Source organism: Aeromicrobium jepli, assembly GCF_047246605.1.
Classification (GTDB): Bacteria; Actinomycetota; Actinomycetes; order Propionibacteriales; family Nocardioidaceae; genus Aeromicrobium.
Genome location: NZ_JBFOKO010000003.1, coordinates 314,671 through 329,557, shown reverse-complemented (window position 1 = coordinate 329,557; position 14,887 = coordinate 314,671). Strand labels below are relative to the sequence as shown.

Annotated in this window: 29 protein-coding genes; 1 reads left to right on the top strand and 28 read right to left on the bottom strand. The window is 64.6% G+C overall.

What is annotated here, in order from left to right; all coding sequences use genetic code 11:
- Positions 1-546: 546 nt before the first annotated feature.
- A complete protein-coding gene (locus tag AB3M81_RS09155; protein WP_412903593.1) occupies positions 547-1,296 on the top strand; it encodes a hypothetical protein in 750 nt (249 codons plus the stop codon).
- On the opposite strand, the gene AB3M81_RS09150 is transcribed toward AB3M81_RS09155, so the two are convergent.
- From AB3M81_RS09150 to AB3M81_RS09015, 28 genes are all read right to left on the bottom strand, one after another.
- Positions 1,286-2,236 carry a DNA methyltransferase gene (locus AB3M81_RS09150; protein WP_412903592.1) on the bottom strand — a complete coding sequence of 317 codons (951 nt, stop codon included), beginning with the start codon at positions 2,234-2,236 and terminating at the stop codon, positions 1,286-1,288. The two genes, AB3M81_RS09155 and AB3M81_RS09150, sit on opposite strands and share 11 nt — an antisense overlap.
- Before the next feature lie 65 nt (positions 2,237-2,301).
- Positions 2,302-3,549, bottom strand: a complete 1,248-nt coding sequence (locus tag AB3M81_RS09145; RefSeq protein ID WP_412903591.1) for a hypothetical protein — start codon at positions 3,547-3,549, stop codon at positions 2,302-2,304.
- A 21-nt stretch (positions 3,550-3,570) separates the two neighbouring features.
- Entirely contained in the window at positions 3,571-4,260 is a 690-nt protein-coding gene (locus tag AB3M81_RS09140) for a hypothetical protein (protein WP_412903590.1), read from the bottom strand.
- A gap of 19 nt (positions 4,261-4,279) precedes the next feature.
- Positions 4,280-4,867, bottom strand: coding sequence for a hypothetical protein (locus AB3M81_RS09135; RefSeq protein ID WP_412903589.1), 588 nt, complete (start codon positions 4,865-4,867; stop codon positions 4,280-4,282).
- Between the two features lie 21 nt (positions 4,868-4,888).
- Complete coding sequence (locus AB3M81_RS09130; RefSeq protein ID WP_412903588.1) at positions 4,889-5,260, bottom strand: hypothetical protein; 372 nt, start codon at positions 5,258-5,260, stop codon at positions 4,889-4,891.
- 5 nt (positions 5,261-5,265) lie between these two features.
- The gene (locus AB3M81_RS09125) at positions 5,266-5,556 is read right to left on the bottom strand and encodes a hypothetical protein (RefSeq protein WP_412903587.1); all 291 of its coding nucleotides are present in this window, start codon (positions 5,554-5,556) and stop codon (positions 5,266-5,268) included.
- A 39-nt stretch (positions 5,557-5,595) separates the two neighbouring features.
- Positions 5,596-6,066, bottom strand: coding sequence for a hypothetical protein (locus tag AB3M81_RS09120; RefSeq protein WP_412903586.1), 471 nt, complete (start codon positions 6,064-6,066; stop codon positions 5,596-5,598).
- A complete protein-coding gene (locus AB3M81_RS09115) occupies positions 6,056-6,625 on the bottom strand; it encodes a hypothetical protein (RefSeq protein ID WP_412903585.1) in 570 nt (189 codons plus the stop codon). Before AB3M81_RS09115 ends, AB3M81_RS09120 begins: the two co-directional genes overlap by 11 nt.
- A 34-nt stretch (positions 6,626-6,659) precedes the next feature.
- Positions 6,660-7,049, bottom strand: coding sequence for a hypothetical protein (locus tag AB3M81_RS09110; RefSeq protein ID WP_412903584.1), 390 nt, complete (start codon positions 7,047-7,049; stop codon positions 6,660-6,662).
- 3 nt (positions 7,050-7,052) lie between these two features.
- The gene (locus AB3M81_RS09105; protein WP_412903583.1) at positions 7,053-7,454 is read right to left on the bottom strand and encodes a hypothetical protein; all 402 of its coding nucleotides are present in this window, start codon (positions 7,452-7,454) and stop codon (positions 7,053-7,055) included.
- Positions 7,451-8,089, bottom strand: coding sequence for a hypothetical protein (locus tag AB3M81_RS09100; RefSeq protein ID WP_412903582.1), 639 nt, complete (start codon positions 8,087-8,089; stop codon positions 7,451-7,453). The genes AB3M81_RS09105 and AB3M81_RS09100 overlap by 4 nt, the downstream gene beginning before the upstream one ends.
- Positions 8,089-8,724 (bottom strand): hypothetical protein, encoded by a 636-nt coding sequence (locus AB3M81_RS09095; protein WP_412903581.1) that lies wholly within the window; start codon positions 8,722-8,724, stop codon positions 8,089-8,091. Before AB3M81_RS09095 ends, AB3M81_RS09100 begins: the two co-directional genes overlap by 1 nt.
- Positions 8,725-8,759: 35 nt before the next feature.
- On the bottom strand, positions 8,760-8,978 hold the full coding sequence (locus tag AB3M81_RS09090; RefSeq protein WP_412903580.1) for a DUF7446 family protein: 219 nt from the start codon (positions 8,976-8,978) through the stop codon (positions 8,760-8,762).
- Positions 8,979-9,012: 34 nt separating this feature from the next.
- Complete coding sequence (locus AB3M81_RS09085) at positions 9,013-9,270, bottom strand: hypothetical protein (protein ID WP_412903579.1); 258 nt, start codon at positions 9,268-9,270, stop codon at positions 9,013-9,015.
- Positions 9,267-9,881 carry a hypothetical protein gene (locus tag AB3M81_RS09080; RefSeq protein ID WP_412903578.1) on the bottom strand — a complete coding sequence of 205 codons (615 nt, stop codon included), beginning with the start codon at positions 9,879-9,881 and terminating at the stop codon, positions 9,267-9,269. Before AB3M81_RS09080 ends, AB3M81_RS09085 begins: the two co-directional genes overlap by 4 nt.
- A gap of 16 nt (positions 9,882-9,897) precedes the next feature.
- Positions 9,898-10,488: a hypothetical protein gene (locus AB3M81_RS09075; protein WP_412903577.1), complete on the bottom strand. Its 591-nt coding sequence runs from the start codon at positions 10,486-10,488 to the stop codon at positions 9,898-9,900.
- Positions 10,489-10,534: 46 nt separating this feature from the next.
- Positions 10,535-10,798 carry a hypothetical protein gene (locus AB3M81_RS09070; protein ID WP_412903576.1) on the bottom strand — a complete coding sequence of 88 codons (264 nt, stop codon included), beginning with the start codon at positions 10,796-10,798 and terminating at the stop codon, positions 10,535-10,537.
- The gene (locus tag AB3M81_RS09065) at positions 10,795-11,151 is read right to left on the bottom strand and encodes a hypothetical protein (RefSeq protein WP_412903575.1); all 357 of its coding nucleotides are present in this window, start codon (positions 11,149-11,151) and stop codon (positions 10,795-10,797) included. Before AB3M81_RS09065 ends, AB3M81_RS09070 begins: the two co-directional genes overlap by 4 nt.
- Positions 11,152-11,203: 52 nt before the next feature.
- Positions 11,204-11,623 carry a hypothetical protein gene (locus tag AB3M81_RS09060; protein ID WP_412903574.1) on the bottom strand — a complete coding sequence of 140 codons (420 nt, stop codon included), beginning with the start codon at positions 11,621-11,623 and terminating at the stop codon, positions 11,204-11,206.
- Positions 11,620-11,913 (bottom strand): hypothetical protein, encoded by a 294-nt coding sequence (locus AB3M81_RS09055; protein WP_412903573.1) that lies wholly within the window; start codon positions 11,911-11,913, stop codon positions 11,620-11,622. Before AB3M81_RS09055 ends, AB3M81_RS09060 begins: the two co-directional genes overlap by 4 nt.
- Positions 11,910-12,056, bottom strand: a complete 147-nt coding sequence (locus tag AB3M81_RS09050) for a hypothetical protein (RefSeq protein WP_412903572.1) — start codon at positions 12,054-12,056, stop codon at positions 11,910-11,912. The genes AB3M81_RS09055 and AB3M81_RS09050 overlap by 4 nt, the downstream gene beginning before the upstream one ends.
- The gene (locus AB3M81_RS09045; protein ID WP_412903571.1) at positions 12,053-12,442 is read right to left on the bottom strand and encodes a hypothetical protein; all 390 of its coding nucleotides are present in this window, start codon (positions 12,440-12,442) and stop codon (positions 12,053-12,055) included. Before AB3M81_RS09045 ends, AB3M81_RS09050 begins: the two co-directional genes overlap by 4 nt.
- 149 nt (positions 12,443-12,591) lie before the next feature.
- On the bottom strand, positions 12,592-12,978 hold the full coding sequence (locus AB3M81_RS09040; protein WP_412903570.1) for a hypothetical protein: 387 nt from the start codon (positions 12,976-12,978) through the stop codon (positions 12,592-12,594).
- Positions 12,975-13,175 (bottom strand): hypothetical protein, encoded by a 201-nt coding sequence (locus AB3M81_RS09035; RefSeq protein WP_412903569.1) that lies wholly within the window; start codon positions 13,173-13,175, stop codon positions 12,975-12,977. The genes AB3M81_RS09040 and AB3M81_RS09035 overlap by 4 nt, the downstream gene beginning before the upstream one ends.
- 60 nt (positions 13,176-13,235) lie before the next feature.
- Positions 13,236-13,490, bottom strand: a complete 255-nt coding sequence (locus tag AB3M81_RS09030; RefSeq protein WP_412903568.1) for a hypothetical protein — start codon at positions 13,488-13,490, stop codon at positions 13,236-13,238.
- Between the two features lie 122 nt (positions 13,491-13,612).
- A complete protein-coding gene (locus AB3M81_RS09025; protein WP_412903567.1) occupies positions 13,613-14,011 on the bottom strand; it encodes a hypothetical protein in 399 nt (132 codons plus the stop codon).
- Positions 14,008-14,292 carry a hypothetical protein gene (locus tag AB3M81_RS09020; protein WP_412903566.1) on the bottom strand — a complete coding sequence of 95 codons (285 nt, stop codon included), beginning with the start codon at positions 14,290-14,292 and terminating at the stop codon, positions 14,008-14,010. Before AB3M81_RS09020 ends, AB3M81_RS09025 begins: the two co-directional genes overlap by 4 nt.
- Positions 14,292-14,861, bottom strand: coding sequence for a hypothetical protein (locus AB3M81_RS09015; protein ID WP_412903565.1), 570 nt, complete (start codon positions 14,859-14,861; stop codon positions 14,292-14,294). Before AB3M81_RS09015 ends, AB3M81_RS09020 begins: the two co-directional genes overlap by 1 nt.
- Positions 14,862-14,887: the final 26 nt, after the last annotated feature.

Below are 14,887 nucleotides of genomic sequence, written 5' to 3'. Positions count from 1 at the left end.
ATTCTTACTGGCATTGGAGGGCTTTCCCTCTTACTTACTTACTTGGATCCAAAGATCCAAAATAGATCTACTACTACTAGGGGCTTCTCATCTCAAAATCTCAGACTGAGATTGAGACAGGGTCTCTGTATAAGGGTGGGGGTACGGGAAAAATTGGATTTCTGGAGCCAGAGACCGAATCAACCCGTCATCGCAGGTAAAATCTTGGCTCCAGACAGTTGGGCCACGTTGGAGCCAGATCCAACTTTCGACCCCGGACAGGCTTCCATGACGCATGGGGCACGTCGCCCCACCCTCAGCAATCACTCAACTGCGACGTGCCGTTGGCTCCCGAACCATCACCGAGGCACCCCGCGAACCGCCTCACGTCACCCGAATGGGTCTCCGGAGACCCCGAACATCCCACCTGCCAACACCACGCCACCTGTGGATAACTCGTCCCGTGGTGGTGATAAACGACGGTTGTGCACACGCGGTCCTTCATCCAACACGCGAATGATCCCGTTCCGCAGACCCACCAGACCCGCCATTGTTAGCGTTCTCTTCATGCGTCGCCTCCCTATTCTCGCCACCGCAGCAACCCTCATCGCTGGCGTCTTCCTCGCCATCTCGAGCGCACCCTCGAACGCCGACGACCCCTCCTACGACGTGTGGGGAATCCGTGCGTCCGACCGCGTACTGAACTCCAACTCGTGCCGGTACGTCACTGTCACCGCGTCCACCAACATCAACCCCGATGACCTCCTCAGCATCGACGCTGAGGTGTGGCGCGGAAGCGAGAACGTCGGATCGGTGAGCCTCAGCCACACGTCCGCAGGCCGCCTTCGAGGGCAGTACTACCACTGCCCGTACGAGGGTGTAGGCACGTTCCGGATCGGTCCGAGCGAGGTGTCAGTGTGGTCAGGCGACTTCGATCTGACCTCCCACATGGACTACTCCAAGGGATCGTTCGTCGCCAAGCAGGCAGCCCGATTCACCAAAGTGAAGGCGTCCCGCAAGGGCAAGGTCGTCACCGTCAAGGCGAACCCGCAGTACTACTCCATCGGATGGGACAGCGGCTGGAGGGCAGCGAAGGCGTCCGAGTTCCAAACGTCCGTGCGCAAGTCGTCGCACTTCCGTCTGCAGCGTCGCAACGCCAACGGGACCGGCGCGTGGAGGACCGTCAAGGGCGCTAAGCCGCCGAAGTCCAAGACGCTCGTGTTCAAGGTGAAGACCAAGCGCAAGTACCAGTACCGGATCGTCTCGAACGAGACGACGACGACGTTCGCCGGGACCAGCCGTGGTGTCAGGCGGTAAGGGCTGACCGGTCCGCCAACGCGTCCGCGAACACCGGGTTGGACTCGGCCACGTACGCGTGACGCTCATGCTTGACCGCTGAGATGGACCCGGACCCGAGACCACCGAACGGCTCCCATACGACGTCGCCGGGGTTCGAGGAGGCGAGGATGAGCGGCTCCATCAGGTCGAGCGGCTTCTGGTTCAGGTGTGCGGACTTGCCGCCCGCCTTGAATCGCTCATCGCCACGCAGCGTGGGCCGGGACCACACGTTCCGGACCCCGTCGATGTAGTTCCAGACCCGACGCTCCCACGGTTGACTCGACACGTCACCCACCTCCGGAGGCATCTGGAAGTACGGTGCACCGGCTGGGTCGCCGTGGGTGTTGGCGTACTCGATCAGCGCCCGGAAGCGGTCCTCCGGAGGCAGGTACCAGCGGTCGTCCGCGGCGAAGTACTTTCGGGTCGCCGCGTCCTTCACGCCACACGCGGTGTTGGTCTCACGCCACGGCAGGCCGGTCCGTTTCCATTCGGCGCGCATCCAGTCACGCATCGCGGTCGCTCCCCCGTTCAAGATCGGGGCGCGCTCGTACAGGACCGCCACCTCGGTCGTGACCGGGAAGGTCCGCTGGGTGGACGAGTTGACGCGTCCGGCGATGTGTCCGGCGCCCTTGTCCCACACGCACATCTGCACGTACCGCCAGCCATTCTCGACCAACACCGGGTGGGTGTTGGCCCACCCGATCTCGGTGTTCCAGAACCACAGGCTCGTCTTCACGGTGGACGCCCGGGTCCACGCTTCGATGTGGGGCCGGTACCAGTCCCCCAGCGTGTCGGGGGTGCGTGGGTCTCCGGGGAACCCGCCGACACCGTACGCACCGTCGGACATGATGAGGGTCGGGGTGGGCCACGAGGCGTACGCGTCGAGCGCGTCACCGCGATGCAGGTTGAGCGAGTTCACCTAGGTTCTATGCGGCAGAACGGGCCCCACAGGAGCGTGTCCCGGGGGCCCGTTCTGGGTGTGGCTCAGTCGAAGGAGAGCAGCCCTCGTCGTTCCTTCGTGTCGGCGAACTCCGGCGGCATCGTGGCCGGGTCGCCGGGCCACCGACGCGCCTCGAGAAGCATCTTGGCCTTGGCGTCCAACTCCTTGGTCTTGCGTGACGCGGCCAGCGCTGGTCGCAGGAACCCTCGCAACGCCTTGGCGTGTTCGCCCTTCCATTCGACAGTGCGACGTGTTTGGGACATGTCCTTGGCCAGCGCGCCGTCCTCGGAGAGGTACTCGGCCACCAGAGGAGGCGCGGCGCCGGAGTCGAGCACCTCGGACACCTGCTCCAACTTGGCGAGCCGCTGCTTCGCCTCGTACATCTCCTCAGTGTTCTCGACCGTCGTCCGAGCGACGGCGCGATTGTCGATAATGGACTTGATGGCCGCTTCGTCGTTCTCGTCCAGTGGCCGGTTGCCCTGCAGCGCTTCGATGAGCGGCTTGATGCGCTCCTCGCCCAACTCGTCGATCCTGCGTTGGATGTTGTAGATGTACGGACGGAACCCGAACACCTTGCTCGGCGGTTCGGGACGCACGATGCCACGTCGGGCGCTGATGATGTCGTCGAGCGCCTTCATCGTCTTGGGGTTGAACCCGAGGAACGCCAGCGGGGACTCCTCCCCGGACGCGATCTTGTCGTACAACTCCTTGGCTGCGTCGTACTCGCGTCGGTCCGCGCGGCCGAGGTGCACCTTGCGGGCTTCGTCTTGGTTCGGGAGCGTGATGATGTAGCGGTCGCTCTCGTCGTCCCATTCGGACTGCATGCGAAACAGCAGGCCCTCGTGGTTGGCGAGCCCGTCTACGTCGCTCGCGGTGTCCACGGAGGCGACGGCGGTCCAGTCGGAGTAGTCGCCCTCCTCAGGGTTCACGTAGCCGTTCAGGTCGTGGTTCGAGCGGGGGTCACCGGCACGTCGGTACATCGCCAGTTCGATGTGACCCGCGGTGAGGCCGAGCGCCTCCTTGACGTACTCGGTCGGGTCGGGCGTCAGGTCGGTGCGGGTGAGGATCTCGAACCGTTCGTTCCAGTTCTGCACGTAGGAGAACCCGTCGCTGTCGTCGGGGATGGACGCGATGAGGTCTGCGTCGAGCGTCTCGGGAAGCGGGACGATGAACTCGCCGCCGGACACCTCGTGGTCGAGGCCGCGGCTCTCGGCCCGGGAATCCTCGGCGTACCGACCACCGTTCTTGCTGGGTCGGCCGAGGTGCTTCTCGCGCTTGCGGTCGTTGGTCATGGTGCGTCCTTGCTTCGAGGGTCAGAAGGGTGGTTCGCCAGCGTCGTCGGCCCAGTCGTTGGGCCAGTCCCACGCCTTCGCGTCGTTGTTCTTGTACTGGCCGATGTACTGCGGGTCGTACGCGTCGAGCCGGTCACCGTACGTGTGCTTGGAGCAGTCGGGGTGCGGGTAGACCATGTTGGTGTGCTCGGGTCCACCCATGTCGGCGCCGTTGAGACACATGCCGTTGCAGTCCGGTCGGTCGTCGGGTGTTCCGTCGATGGGGACGCCGTTGATCTCGATCTGGTAGCCGAACCCTTCGACATAGGTGGACCGGATCATGTGCTCGGCGGCGAACGCTTCGGCGTCGGATTCGGTGAACAGGCTGTTGTTGACCCAGTCGTCGAACTCGTCGGTGTTGGTGGTGTCCCATTCGCCGGTGTCGTAGTCGTACTCGGCTTGTGGGGTCAGTTCCAGACCGTCGGCGTCGAACACGTTGATCGAGAAGGTGAACTGCTCGGTGTTCTCGTCGATAATCGCGGTCACGTTCATGGTGTCCGCGTCAGGGAAGTGCTCGGTGAGTCGGGCGATGAACGCGCCGTTCACTCCGAGGGTCGGTGCGAACTGCTCCACGATCTCGGTGCGGGTGGGCTCGTCGAGGGTGACCGGCTGGAATCCGACCTCTCCGGGCTTGGATGCGGCGTTGTGTCCCCGCTTGGTGTCGTTGCTCATGTCAGGTCAGGTGTGCGGTTCAGAACGGGGCCACGTAGTCGTCGCCGACGTCGAGGGTGCTCCCGGCTGGGACGGGGATGCCGCGCGCCCACGCGTTGAACTCGTCGGCGATCGGGGCAGGTGCGGCGGGCTCGGCCGACCCGGGGACTCGAAGGTGCGTGAGGGTGATGTACTCGGTGACGTCACCGGAGTCCTCCTCACCTTTCTGTACGTGACGGCGGTTCTTCGCGACGAACGCGGCCTTGTCGTCGGGGGTGAAGAACTCGTTGTCGGTCCGCTCGTTGAACTCCGCGTACTCGGGGTCGGCGTACCCGGGGGTGATGTCGGTGCCTCGCGCGTCACGCAGCCGCAGACGGAAAGAGCCCCCTTGTGCGCGCGCGTCCATGTAGGCGTCCACGTCCACGAACACGGTGTCGGGGTACGCGGCGAGCAGCCGGGCGCCGAACCCGTCAGTCAAGCCATCGGGCGACACGACGGCCGGACGGTCGACGGTGCTGATGCTCCGGGTCGTCTCGGGCTTCGGCGCGGTCGGCTGGAAGCCCTGCTTGCCCTTGACGGCGTTGTGGCCGCGGTGGGTCTTGGTGGGTGTCGTCATCTTGGGGCTCATGTCTGGTAGGTGTGCGGTCGGTCAGTCCGATTCGAGGTGCAGCACGCCGTCACGAATGAACAGATGCGTGTGGACGCGTTCGCCGCTGTCTTGGTCGATGCCGCCGAGGGTCACCCGGTGTCCGTGTCGCAGGTCCGCGACGACGCCGGGCCACTGCTGGTCGTCCTCGCGGATGTGGATCTCGAAGTCGGTGGCGAGCCGGTCACGTAGTCGCATGGCTTGGTCGTATGTGGCTTGCAGGTGTGCGTAGATGGCGTCGTAGTCGGCGTCGCTGATCCGTGAAGGGAGCCTTCTGGTGCGTTCGGCTCGCCAGAGGCGCCACTCACGGATCAGGTAGTGACCCATCCACGCCGCGAGGACGATCCCGAACAGGTTGGAGGCGGCTTCGAGCATGGCGGTCAGGCCTTCTGGTACTTCTGGCCGAACGCCGACGATGAGAGCGACTCGACCACCGAGTCGTTGGAGTCGAAGATGAGGTACTCGCCGTCGTTGAACCCGATGGAACGGCGGAGGCCACGGCCACCGACCTCGGCGTGGTAGTGGCGGTCCTCGTCGTCGAAGTTGACAGACATCAGGTACCCGGCGTCGCGCAGTTCACTGACGACGGTGAGGAAGTTCTCGGCCGTGATGAACACTGCCTTCACGGGCAGCGGCTTGACCACGTACGACTCGGCGCTCAACAGGCTCATGCATGGGTAAGCCCGCACGACCACGATGGCCCGATCAGATCACCAGTGGTGACCGTCGATGCCGTACAAGGCGTCGTACTCGAGGTCGGGGTCGTTGTCGTACATCTTCTTGGGGTGCTTCTCCAACTCGGGGATGTACCGGCGGGCGTCTGCGCGGGTCGGGTTCGCTGGGATCTGGTCGCGCAGCCACCCGGGTACGTCGCGGCTGTGGAGTAGGGCGCGAATGTAGTGGGCTTGTTTGTCGGTGCACGGGTCGGTCGGCATGACGGTGCGGGGTTCGAACTTCACCGCGAACGTCATCTCGGTGACGTTGGTGATGAACTTGACCGGCACTCCCCCGAGTTGTTCGGCGTGTTCGGCCACGTCGTCGATGGTGAACGCGCGTGACACGAGAGGCATGTCCTCGTCGTTGCGGTCCCATTCGAGGTGGTTGTCGATGAGGGTGCCGTCGGGCATGCGGATGGCGTAGGTCTCGCGCTGGTAGGAGCGCGGCCCGGGCTCAATCGCCATCGAGGGCTCCGAGGATCGAGTTGAGCGCGTCGACGACTCCGATGGCGTCCACCACGGTGTCGGGGGTCTCGTAGTCCTTGATGAACTCGGTCAGCAGGGTTCGGGCGTCGTCGGCGCGTTCGTTCGCGGCGGCGAGCATCTGGTGTGGGGTCTGCCCCTTGGAGCGGGCGACGCTGGTGACGTACTCCTCGCCGGTCTCGTTGTCGATCAACTGCATCTCGACGAAGTTCGGTGCGTCGTTCTGGTCGAGGATGGTGCGACCCCAGTTCGTGAGGATCTGCGCGATCCTCTCCGGCGGAGCGAACCTGATCGTTCCGTCGTCGCGTGTACCCGTGAGGAGCACGTCGTCCTCGTCGTCATGGGGCAGGTCGGCGGGCTGGATCGTCTCGAGCGCTTCCGGGACGGCCGGACGGTCCCCTTCGTGCAGGTTGATGGAGAGGCCTCGTCCACCCATCGCGACCTTCGATCCGGGGTAGATGGCTCCGAACGCGCCGAGGAGATGCCCCACGACGTCCATCGGCAGGGGCAGGTCGATGTTGACGACGGTGTTCTTGCTCATGGTGTCTTCAAGTCCGTTCCGGTGGCGTGCCTGATCAGTCCAGTGGGGAGATGTGACCGCATTCGGGACACGCGTGGGTTCGCTTGGGGAACGGCCAGACGGCCTCGCTGGTCCAGAAGTCGGCGCCGAACTCGTACACGTGGCGGCCGCCCCGTTCGGAGGACTGCCAGCCGAGCAGACGGTACGAGGTCTGGTTAAGTGCCGAGATGATGGACTCGTTCCCGGACCAGCCGCAGGTGACCAGTTCAACGGTCACATGACCGGTTTCAGGGTCACTGACCGGTTCGATGTCATACAGGTGCCACAGGTCTGCGATGAGGGTCGTCAGGTGTTGCGGGGTGCCGCGGAAGTTCTCGATGTACTCGATCGCCTCGTCGGTCGGATAGCCGTCGTCGTCGAGCAGGTCGAAGTCGATGTCGAGCATGGGTCAGACTCCCGGGGGTGTGTAAGGGCCGGTCCGCTCGATGAGCGCGGCCTTCGAACGGAGGGTCGTGTTCTCGGTTTCGAGTACGGCAACCCTCTTCTCCAACGGGGACAGGTACTTGTCCCACGTGATGGTCTTCATGGCGCTGCCGGACAGCCAGACCCGCCACGTGTTCTCCACGTTGCCGTAGTCGACGTCCACCCAGCCGTTGTTCTCGAGCGCACGCAACGCGGTGGTGATGGCGGGCTTGCGGGTGAACGTCCAGAACTGCTCGCCGAGGCGACGCCTCGCGATGAGGGTCTCGATGATGAGTTCCTGCATCGGCGTGAACTGTGAGTCGTCGAGCACGGTCGGCTGAGGCAGGGCGAGGCTCGGTGTCGTGGTGACGTTGTTGCTGGTGGTCACAGTTCCCTCCAAAGTCCGTCGTGGCCGACGGTCGAGACGATGATCTGGTCGTTCGGCACCGAGGTGGGGAGACGGTATCCGGCTTCGGTGACCTTCCCGGTGTCGAGGTTCAGCAGCCCATACCGGCTGGTGGGCGTGTAGTGGATGTCCACGCGAAGGTGTCCTGTCCACCGGTTCGGCGGCCACTGACGAACTCCGGACAGGTGCAGGCCTTTGTGGGTGCAGCCGATCGAGTCACAGATACCCGGGTTGTGCGGCGCCTCGTGGGCGCCGTCGAGCACGTCGAGGGTCATCTGGTCGTTCTCGTCGGCGCTGTAGAAGTCCTTGTGCCACGTCTTGAACCCGGTGATGACGGCACGGAACCAGATGCCGTCACGGTCGGCGGTTCCGACGGTGAGGTGGTTCAGTTCGGCGGTCACGATCTGGATGCGCTGGTGGTGCGGGTCGGTGATGAGCGAGTGCGCGTTCACGACGAGTTCGGTGAGGTGGCCGCGCTTGGCGATGTGCGCGCCGACGAGGTTGAAGTCGATGCCGAGACCGTCGGTAACCCGGGCGGTCTGGCCGGTGGTGACGTCACCGATGATGGTGGCGGCCTTGGTGCGGAACGGGAACGTGCTCTCGTTGACGCTGGCCATCAGAGCCACTCCCCTCCGCCGACGGACCGCACGATGGTCAGGTCGTCACCCTTGGCGTCGGGGTACTCGAACCCGGTGGAGATGATGTCGCCGGTGCGGTCGTCGCGCAGGCCCCAACGGACGATGGGGCGAACGAGGATCTCGGCCGCGAGCAGGCACTCGTGGTTGGTCTTGGGCATGTACGGCGCGTACATGAGGTGCTCGCCGTTGCAGTCGTCGTGGTAGTGGCACTCCTCGATCCACTCGGCGTATCGGGGGCCGAAGTCCTCAGGGGTGAGGGTGCCGTTCGCGTCCTTGTCGTAGAACTCGGGCGAGTAGTAGCCGACCTTGCTGATCCAGCCCTTGAACGCGGTGCCGAGGTGGGCGGCACCGTCGAACGTCATGCCGAGGATGTCGATGGCGAGGGTGCGAATGTGGTCGTGGCTGTCGTCGCGAACCTTGCTCGGGGAGTCGATGAGGATCTGGGTGACGCCGTCGCGGCCGGTGCCGCTGATGCGACCGCCGATGAGGGTGAAGTCGCCGTCGGTGTGGCTGCGCTCGTCCTTCCAGCGGACGAGGATCTCCTGTCCTTCGGCGTTGTAGTCACCAAGGATGGTCGCGTCGTCTGCGATGGGGAACCGGGTCGAGTCGCTCATGCCCTGTTCAAGCCCACACGGCGGTCACATCTCGATCAGTCGTCGACGGGAGTGACCTTGATGTCCATACGGAGCCCACCGACCTCGACGAATCCGTCCGAGTCGAGGGCGTGCTGGACATACTGCGCGACGGCGTGCAGCACCTCGCCGGTGTGCTCCTCCTTGGAGGTGAACGCGGTCTGATTGGCGTTGACGCGACCGACGAGGATGCGCTCGCTCAGGGGCGAGTACTGGACTCCGAACTTGTGACTCACGACCGTGCCAAGACCGGCGCCACCGGCAGCCCGATCAGTCGGCCGAGTCCTCGTTGCGGTCGGCCTCGTCCTCAGGTCCGTACCACTCACCGTCGGACGTCTGGGCTCGCAGTTCAGCGTTCTCAGGGTGGTCGAGGACCGCGTACACGAAGTCCCGGTCGGGGAACCGCCACCCTTCCTTGCCGCTGTGCAGGTAATCGAGGATCGCTGCGCGCACTTCGGGAGTGTCGGGGATGGTGCCGCCGTGGCGAAGGATCTCGTACGCTTCACCGCACCGGTCGTTGAAACTCATGCCGCCTCGATTCCCTCGACGGAGTTCAGGTCGAACGTCGAGATGGGCTGCTGGTCCGCGGAGTGGGCTCGCGCAGCAGCGCACACCTTGCGGCCGGTGTCGGTCAGCGACCAGATGGCGTACTTGGCGAGCCTCCACTCGTCGAGTCCTGTCCAGAAGCCGGGGTTGATGACCTGACCGTCGACGTCGAGGATGGGGCGGCCGTGCACGTCGAGGAACCCGGTGTCGGAAGCGACCGGCATGGCGACGGTCAGCCATCCGGCGCGCACGAGGTCGTCGAGGCAGTCGTAGTCGTCGTGGTTCTCCCGGACCCGCTTCTCACCGTCGACGCGACGCAGAATGGTCGGGTAGTTGGCGGCGTCGTTCACTCCCCCGAGCCGGTATGCGCGCGACCCGGCGTTCAGAAGGAGCGGGTGACGCTTGCCGGAGCATCGCAGGTGGTCATGCTCGAGGACGCCGTGGTGGTCGACGGTTCGACCTTCGACGTACATGAGGAGGCTGTAGTGGTCCTTGCCGAACTCGGCGACGTCCACCGGGTTGTCGTTCAGGGCGGGCCACTGTGGGGTGCCGAGGCCCACTCCGGCTGCGGCAACGAGGTCGCTGGGGTTCATGTCGGTCCTTCCGGGCTCAATCGGTGAGGGCGTCGGTGTTGATGAGGCCGGACGTCAGGAGCGCGTCAGCCAAATCGTCTGCGGTGGCGTGGCCGTACCCGTCCTTCTCCTCGGCCCACCCGCCTGCGAGGAGCCAGTCCCGCAGACGGTCTCGTCCGGTGCCTGCCGGGATGTCGTCGTCGTCGGTCCGGTCGCAGAGCATCGTCTCGACGGCGCCGTCGGCGACCTGCGTGGGCGGGAAGTAGTCCTCGTTGCGGACGTACGCGGCCAACTCGTCGAGCGTCGCGTACGCCACGGCATAGTCGGGCCCGTGGTACCAGTCCTTCACGTACCCGTAGGTGACGCGGCCGGTCATCAGGTTCACCTCGGCGTGCAGTTCGAGTTCACGCCCCCCGTACTGCGATTTGAACGGGTCGAGCAGCCGGGTGACGGTCTTGGGGAAGTCGTCGAGGGTGAGTGCCCGTCGGCTGGGGACGTCGCGCAGCATGTGCGTGGGGAGTGTGAACGTGTGCTCGCCGATGGTCACTTCGGTGGACCGTAGGGCGTCACTGTTGGACGTGACGGTCGCCGGGACGAGTACCGGATCGCCGATCTTCCACTGGCTCACTTCGAGCCCTCCTCCTGTTGGCGGGCCGGTCGGGGGTGGTTGGCGCTCATGCTGCCACCTTCTCACCGTCACCGGTCTCGATGTTGTCGTACGTGTTCTGGTCGCACGCTTCGGTGCAGACGTTCTGGAAGTGACGATGACCGAACGCGCAGGCGAGTGAATCGCGGGTCATCTCGTTGGTGAAGTGGTCGGGGTCGAGACCCAGCAGGACCGCGAAGGTACGCAGGTCGTACCGGCTTCGGGGGCGATGGGACGGGTCGAACCCGGAGATGTCCTCGACGCGGACGGTGCTCGTGTTCGTGTCGGTCACGAGACCTCACCACCGGCGGCGATGACACCCTCAGTGGCGAGGCGGAGCGCTTCGATGAGGTCTTCGTCTCCGCACGGGTCCATCGAGTCAGCCATGAGGAGTAGGTTCTGGACCGCTTCGACGGGCAGGACGACGTGGGTGGTCGGGTCGGCGACCACGATGGGTTTCACGGACACGATCTGGTCCTCGTCAACCCAGTGGGCGGCGGGCGCGACGGTGTACCCCTCGCGGTACCAGTCGCCGATGAACGTCTCGCCCAAGGCTGTGGTGATCTCGGCTCGCGCGTACTCGCGCTTGAACATTCCGCGCGGGATCAGGTCGGCAGGCTTGGTGGTGGTCTGCTGGTCGTTCATCGGTGTTCCTTTCGCTCACGGGTAGTAAGCCCGCGCGAGTTGAACCTTCCGATCAGCGGTAGTACCAGCCGTCGAACCCGACTGGGACGAGCGGGAACGCAGCGAGCATCGGGTCGAGCCGCGCCACGAGCGCCGCTTGGTCCTTGAACGACACCGGATGCGACGGGTTGACGAGCAGGTCGGCGCCGTTCCACTGGGCCCGCCATTTGCCCCCGTACCGAAGGTCGGCAGCAGCGATCATCTCTGGGAGCGTCTCCGCCCCGGAGAGAGGATGAGGGCTGAGTCCGAACTCGCCGATCGTGACGGTCAGGACACCGTTCTTGCGGCCCGGCCACACGGCGTCGATGGTCGATGACCAACTACTACGCACCCTGAACGTGGACAGGTCGAACGCGTACGGCTTCTGCGATGGCGCCCACTTGGCCTTCTTGGTGAGTCCGTACCCGTTCGGTGGGGTCCAATCGGGGTTCACGCGTCCGTCTCGATCCCGTGCTGTGCGCAGAACTCACGCCACTGGACGTCCGACTCGGCCGTCTTCGCATCCTCATCTCGAAGGAACAGGAACCCGGCGACGCCAACGACGAACGGCAGGGTGAACATCCAGAACGAGGCCATCACGATGCTCACGAACAGGCACGCGACGTACACACCCATGCGAGCGTCGATGCCGTCGGCGGTCGACTGAGCCGCGCGGCCGGAGATCCACACGCACGTTGCGAAACAGGCGAGGCATCCGAGGATCCAGACGACGAACAGCATCATCGGGCGGTGCTCCTCTCGTGCTGGATCTGGCGGTCGATGTTCTGGTCGAGGATGTCTTCGCGTCGGCCTCGCTTGGTCAGGTCACGCCACGAGATGACTCCTGCGGCACCGCACACGAACGCGGACGTCCACACGAGGATCACTTGGCGACCCACTCGACGTTGACCATGCCCTTGTCGATGATGTGGCGGGCCATGTCGGCGAACGACGCCATGTAGGACGCTGGGTGCTTGGTGACACCGTGGTTGGGTTCGGCCTTGGACCATGCCTCGAACAACTCGAGGGCGACGGTGTTGACGGCAGCCAAGCGAACCTCGCTCGGGTACTCGTTGCACTCGGGGTGAACGCTGACACCGTACTCGCTGTACTCGTTGTCGGCCCACCAGATGGCGTCGTCGGGGGTGTCGAACTTGCGGTACGCCTTCTGAGGGTCGATCTCGGGGGTCTGCTCGTTGGACATGAATCCCATGACCGCGACGAACCCACCGTCGGGGTGCTTGCGAATCAGGTAGTAGTTGTCGGCGCTCATGGTGGTCCTTCGGACGGTGGTTTGCCCTGTTCTGGTGGGCGTTGTGTCTGGGGAGGGTCGGCGTTGAGGCTAGTAGTTTTCGGTGCTCATGGTGGTCCTTCCAGCGGTTGGTTCGTCCGGTTCAAGCCTGTATCAGGCTGCGTCGCCGATCAGTCGCCCATCTCGACGATCGCTTCTTCCAGATCGGCGATGCGGTTCTCGGCGCGCTGTAGCGCACCGTGCAGGTCGTAGATCTGGGCGATGAGCATGCCGATGTCGTAGCGGGCTTCGTCGAGGTTGAACTGCTCGCTGGTGTTGGTGTGGAACCGGAGCGTGTCGAACGGCACCAACTGGTGACATTCGGGATGCACAACGGCGGTCTTACGTTCAGTTGGGGTGAGGTCATCGAGCGCTTCCTCGACGGTGCTGTGTCGGGTCAGCGAGATGATGGCCTTCTCATCGACGACGGGGTCTCGGTTCTCGGGGGTCGCCTTCAAGGTCACGAACCCGCCGGACGGTTCGGGCCACCGCCGGATCACTGCCCACTTCTCGTTCACTGGTTCCCTCCGAACGTGCTCACGGCCTTCTCGTGGATCTTCTCGGCGAGGTGGGCGTCCCAGTCGCCGCGGTACATGTGCTCCCGGCAGGTGCACTTGCCGAGCCCGGCGTCACCGAAAGCGACCGCTCCCCCTTCGATGAAACGGTGGTCGTTGATGGTGTCGTGAGCCCACTGGGGGCTGGTGGTGTCGCTCATTGGTCCTTCGCCGCTGGTTGGTCGTCTACCTGTTCAGATGCGACACAACGGGTCCGACTCTCACGCGGGGCCGAGCCGGACGGCATCGAAGATGGGGATGTTGCCGGTGGCGTCCTCGAAGAACCACGTGTCGTAGTCGGGCACGGGCAGGAACTCGTAGTCGTGGTTGACCGAGACGAGCGCGGTCGCGAGGTCGGCGACAGGTTCGGTGGTGACGCGGGTGGCGAACTCGTCGAGGGTGTTCTGGTGTTCGGCCAGACGGGTGTTGTACGCCTCGATGGACGTGCAGTAGTCGGTGTATGACTGCTCGCGCATGTCTCGGGTGAGATCGGCGGCTCGGGCTCGGGCGGCGTCCACGTCGGTGAAGAACCCCCACATGTGTTGCAGGACGGGTTCGTTGGCTTCCGGATCACGCCGGACGATCACGAAGACACAGTTCACGGCATGCTCCCGGGTTCGACGGTGACGACTCGGTGACGGACGGCGGGTGCGTCGCCGCTGACCTGCCACGAGTAGAAGTCCCGGTTCACGGGACGGATCTCCTGACGGTCACCGGCGATGTCATCGTACGCGTCGGGGTTGGTCTCACGGCGGAACCCCGCGAGCATCCGGTCGATCTTCGCGTTGTGCTTCTGGGCGCGCTCGTTGTGCCGGTCCGTCTCGGTGACGTACTCGGTGTACAGGCGCCCGCACACGCCATCGGATGCGGCGACGGCGCGCATGTTCGCGGCCCGGATGTCGGTGAAGTAGCCCAGTTCGGGACGGATCACGAACTGGGAGGGCTCGTCACGGGCGGTGATGGACTCGGCGATGACGAAGATGTTCTGGGCGGTCATGAGTCTGCTCCGTTGCGGTACATGGGGACTACGGCGTGGTACGGGCGAGGTGCTGGCGTGGGCGGGTCGAACAAGATGGCGTCTCCGGCCTGCCGGGCGCGTTCGGCGTCACGACGATCCTGTTCGCTGTCGAGCGCGGCGGCGTACTTCTCGGCCTTGGCTTCACTGGTGAAGAACCCGTGAACCGTGTGCAGCGGAGAGCGCAGTTCAGTGGGTTCACCGGTCAGGTCGAAACTTCCCGTGGGGAAGCGGATTTCGAGGTAGTACACCGCGTCGGCCATCAGATCGCCTTCCATTCCGAACCGCCGCACGAGTACACGTACTCACGGCCGTCGGGCTTGCTGTCGGGTTCGGTGAACCCGATCTCGCTGATGGTGCCGTCGGGCGACTTGAACGCGTACCGGTAGATCGGCTGGTAGTGCAGGTGCACGGGCAGGAACATGTCGGTGGTCTCGGCCATCTCGGCGCCCTCGAACGGGTCACCGGCGAGGTCACTGGCGTAGTAGTCGGGGTCGTAGAACGACATGGAGCGCAGGTACGCATGGAAGGAGACGCCGGGGTCAGGGTCACCGAGGACGCTGTTGTCGAGGCGGACACCGATGAGGTCCAGTGAGAGGGTCTCGATGGGGTCTCCGTACTCGTCGGCGCGGCCGTTCGAAGCATCGAGCGTGACCCGGATCTGGTCCTTTGGGGTGTCCTTGTCGAACTCTCGGATGAACCGGCCTCCGACGAGGCGAAGGACGTACTGGCGCAGCGGGTCGACCTGCACGATGGCGGTGATCTCCATGCCCTGCGCGACGTCACCGACGATGAGGGTGTCCTCACCGAACGGGTACTCGTTGTCGATCATGACGGGTTCAAGGTCTCTCGCGTCCC

Bases quoted from the DNA above. Each gene is read 5' to 3' on its own strand.
- AB3M81_RS09130 (WP_412903588.1), bottom strand. From the start codon at position 5,260: ATGCTCGAAGCCGCCTCCAACCTGTTCGGGATCGTCCTCGCGGCGTGG.
- AB3M81_RS09095 (WP_412903581.1), bottom strand. From the start codon at position 8,724: ATGAGCGACTCGACCCGGTTCCCCATCGCAGACGACGCGACCATCCTT.
- AB3M81_RS09020 (WP_412903566.1), bottom strand. From the start codon at position 14,292: ATGGCCGACGCGGTGTACTACCTCGAAATCCGCTTCCCCACGGGAAGT.
- AB3M81_RS09155 (WP_412903593.1), top strand. From the start codon at position 547: ATGCGTCGCCTCCCTATTCTCGCCACCGCAGCAACCCTCATCGCTGGC.
- AB3M81_RS09135 (WP_412903589.1), bottom strand. From the start codon at position 4,867: ATGAGCCCCAAGATGACGACACCCACCAAGACCCACCGCGGCCACAAC.
- AB3M81_RS09080 (WP_412903578.1), bottom strand. From the start codon at position 9,881: ATGAACCCCAGCGACCTCGTTGCCGCAGCCGGAGTGGGCCTCGGCACC.
- AB3M81_RS09100 (WP_412903582.1), bottom strand. From the start codon at position 8,089: ATGGCCAGCGTCAACGAGAGCACGTTCCCGTTCCGCACCAAGGCCGCC.
- AB3M81_RS09145 (WP_412903591.1), bottom strand. From the start codon at position 3,549: ATGACCAACGACCGCAAGCGCGAGAAGCACCTCGGCCGACCCAGCAAG.
- AB3M81_RS09015 (WP_412903565.1), bottom strand. From the start codon at position 14,861: ATGATCGACAACGAGTACCCGTTCGGTGAGGACACCCTCATCGTCGGT.
- AB3M81_RS09055 (WP_412903573.1), bottom strand. From the start codon at position 11,913: ATGATGCTGTTCGTCGTCTGGATCCTCGGATGCCTCGCCTGTTTCGCA.
- AB3M81_RS09120 (WP_412903586.1), bottom strand. From the start codon at position 6,066: ATGGCGATTGAGCCCGGGCCGCGCTCCTACCAGCGCGAGACCTACGCC.
- AB3M81_RS09110 (WP_412903584.1), bottom strand. From the start codon at position 7,049: ATGCTCGACATCGACTTCGACCTGCTCGACGACGACGGCTATCCGACC.
- AB3M81_RS09140 (WP_412903590.1), bottom strand. From the start codon at position 4,260: ATGAGCAACGACACCAAGCGGGGACACAACGCCGCATCCAAGCCCGGA.
- AB3M81_RS09030 (WP_412903568.1), bottom strand. From the start codon at position 13,490: ATGCGCGAGCAGTCATACACCGACTACTGCACGTCCATCGAGGCGTAC.
- AB3M81_RS09045 (WP_412903571.1), bottom strand. From the start codon at position 12,442: ATGAGCGCCGACAACTACTACCTGATTCGCAAGCACCCCGACGGTGGG.
- AB3M81_RS09035 (WP_412903569.1), bottom strand. From the start codon at position 13,175: ATGAGCGACACCACCAGCCCCCAGTGGGCTCACGACACCATCAACGAC.
- AB3M81_RS09085 (WP_412903579.1), bottom strand. From the start codon at position 9,270: ATGAGTTTCAACGACCGGTGCGGTGAAGCGTACGAGATCCTTCGCCAC.
- AB3M81_RS09115 (WP_412903585.1), bottom strand. From the start codon at position 6,625: ATGAGCAAGAACACCGTCGTCAACATCGACCTGCCCCTGCCGATGGAC.
- AB3M81_RS09125 (WP_412903587.1), bottom strand. From the start codon at position 5,556: ATGAGCCTGTTGAGCGCCGAGTCGTACGTGGTCAAGCCGCTGCCCGTG.
- AB3M81_RS09065 (WP_412903575.1), bottom strand. From the start codon at position 11,151: ATGAACGACCAGCAGACCACCACCAAGCCTGCCGACCTGATCCCGCGC.
- AB3M81_RS09025 (WP_412903567.1), bottom strand. From the start codon at position 14,011: ATGACCGCCCAGAACATCTTCGTCATCGCCGAGTCCATCACCGCCCGT.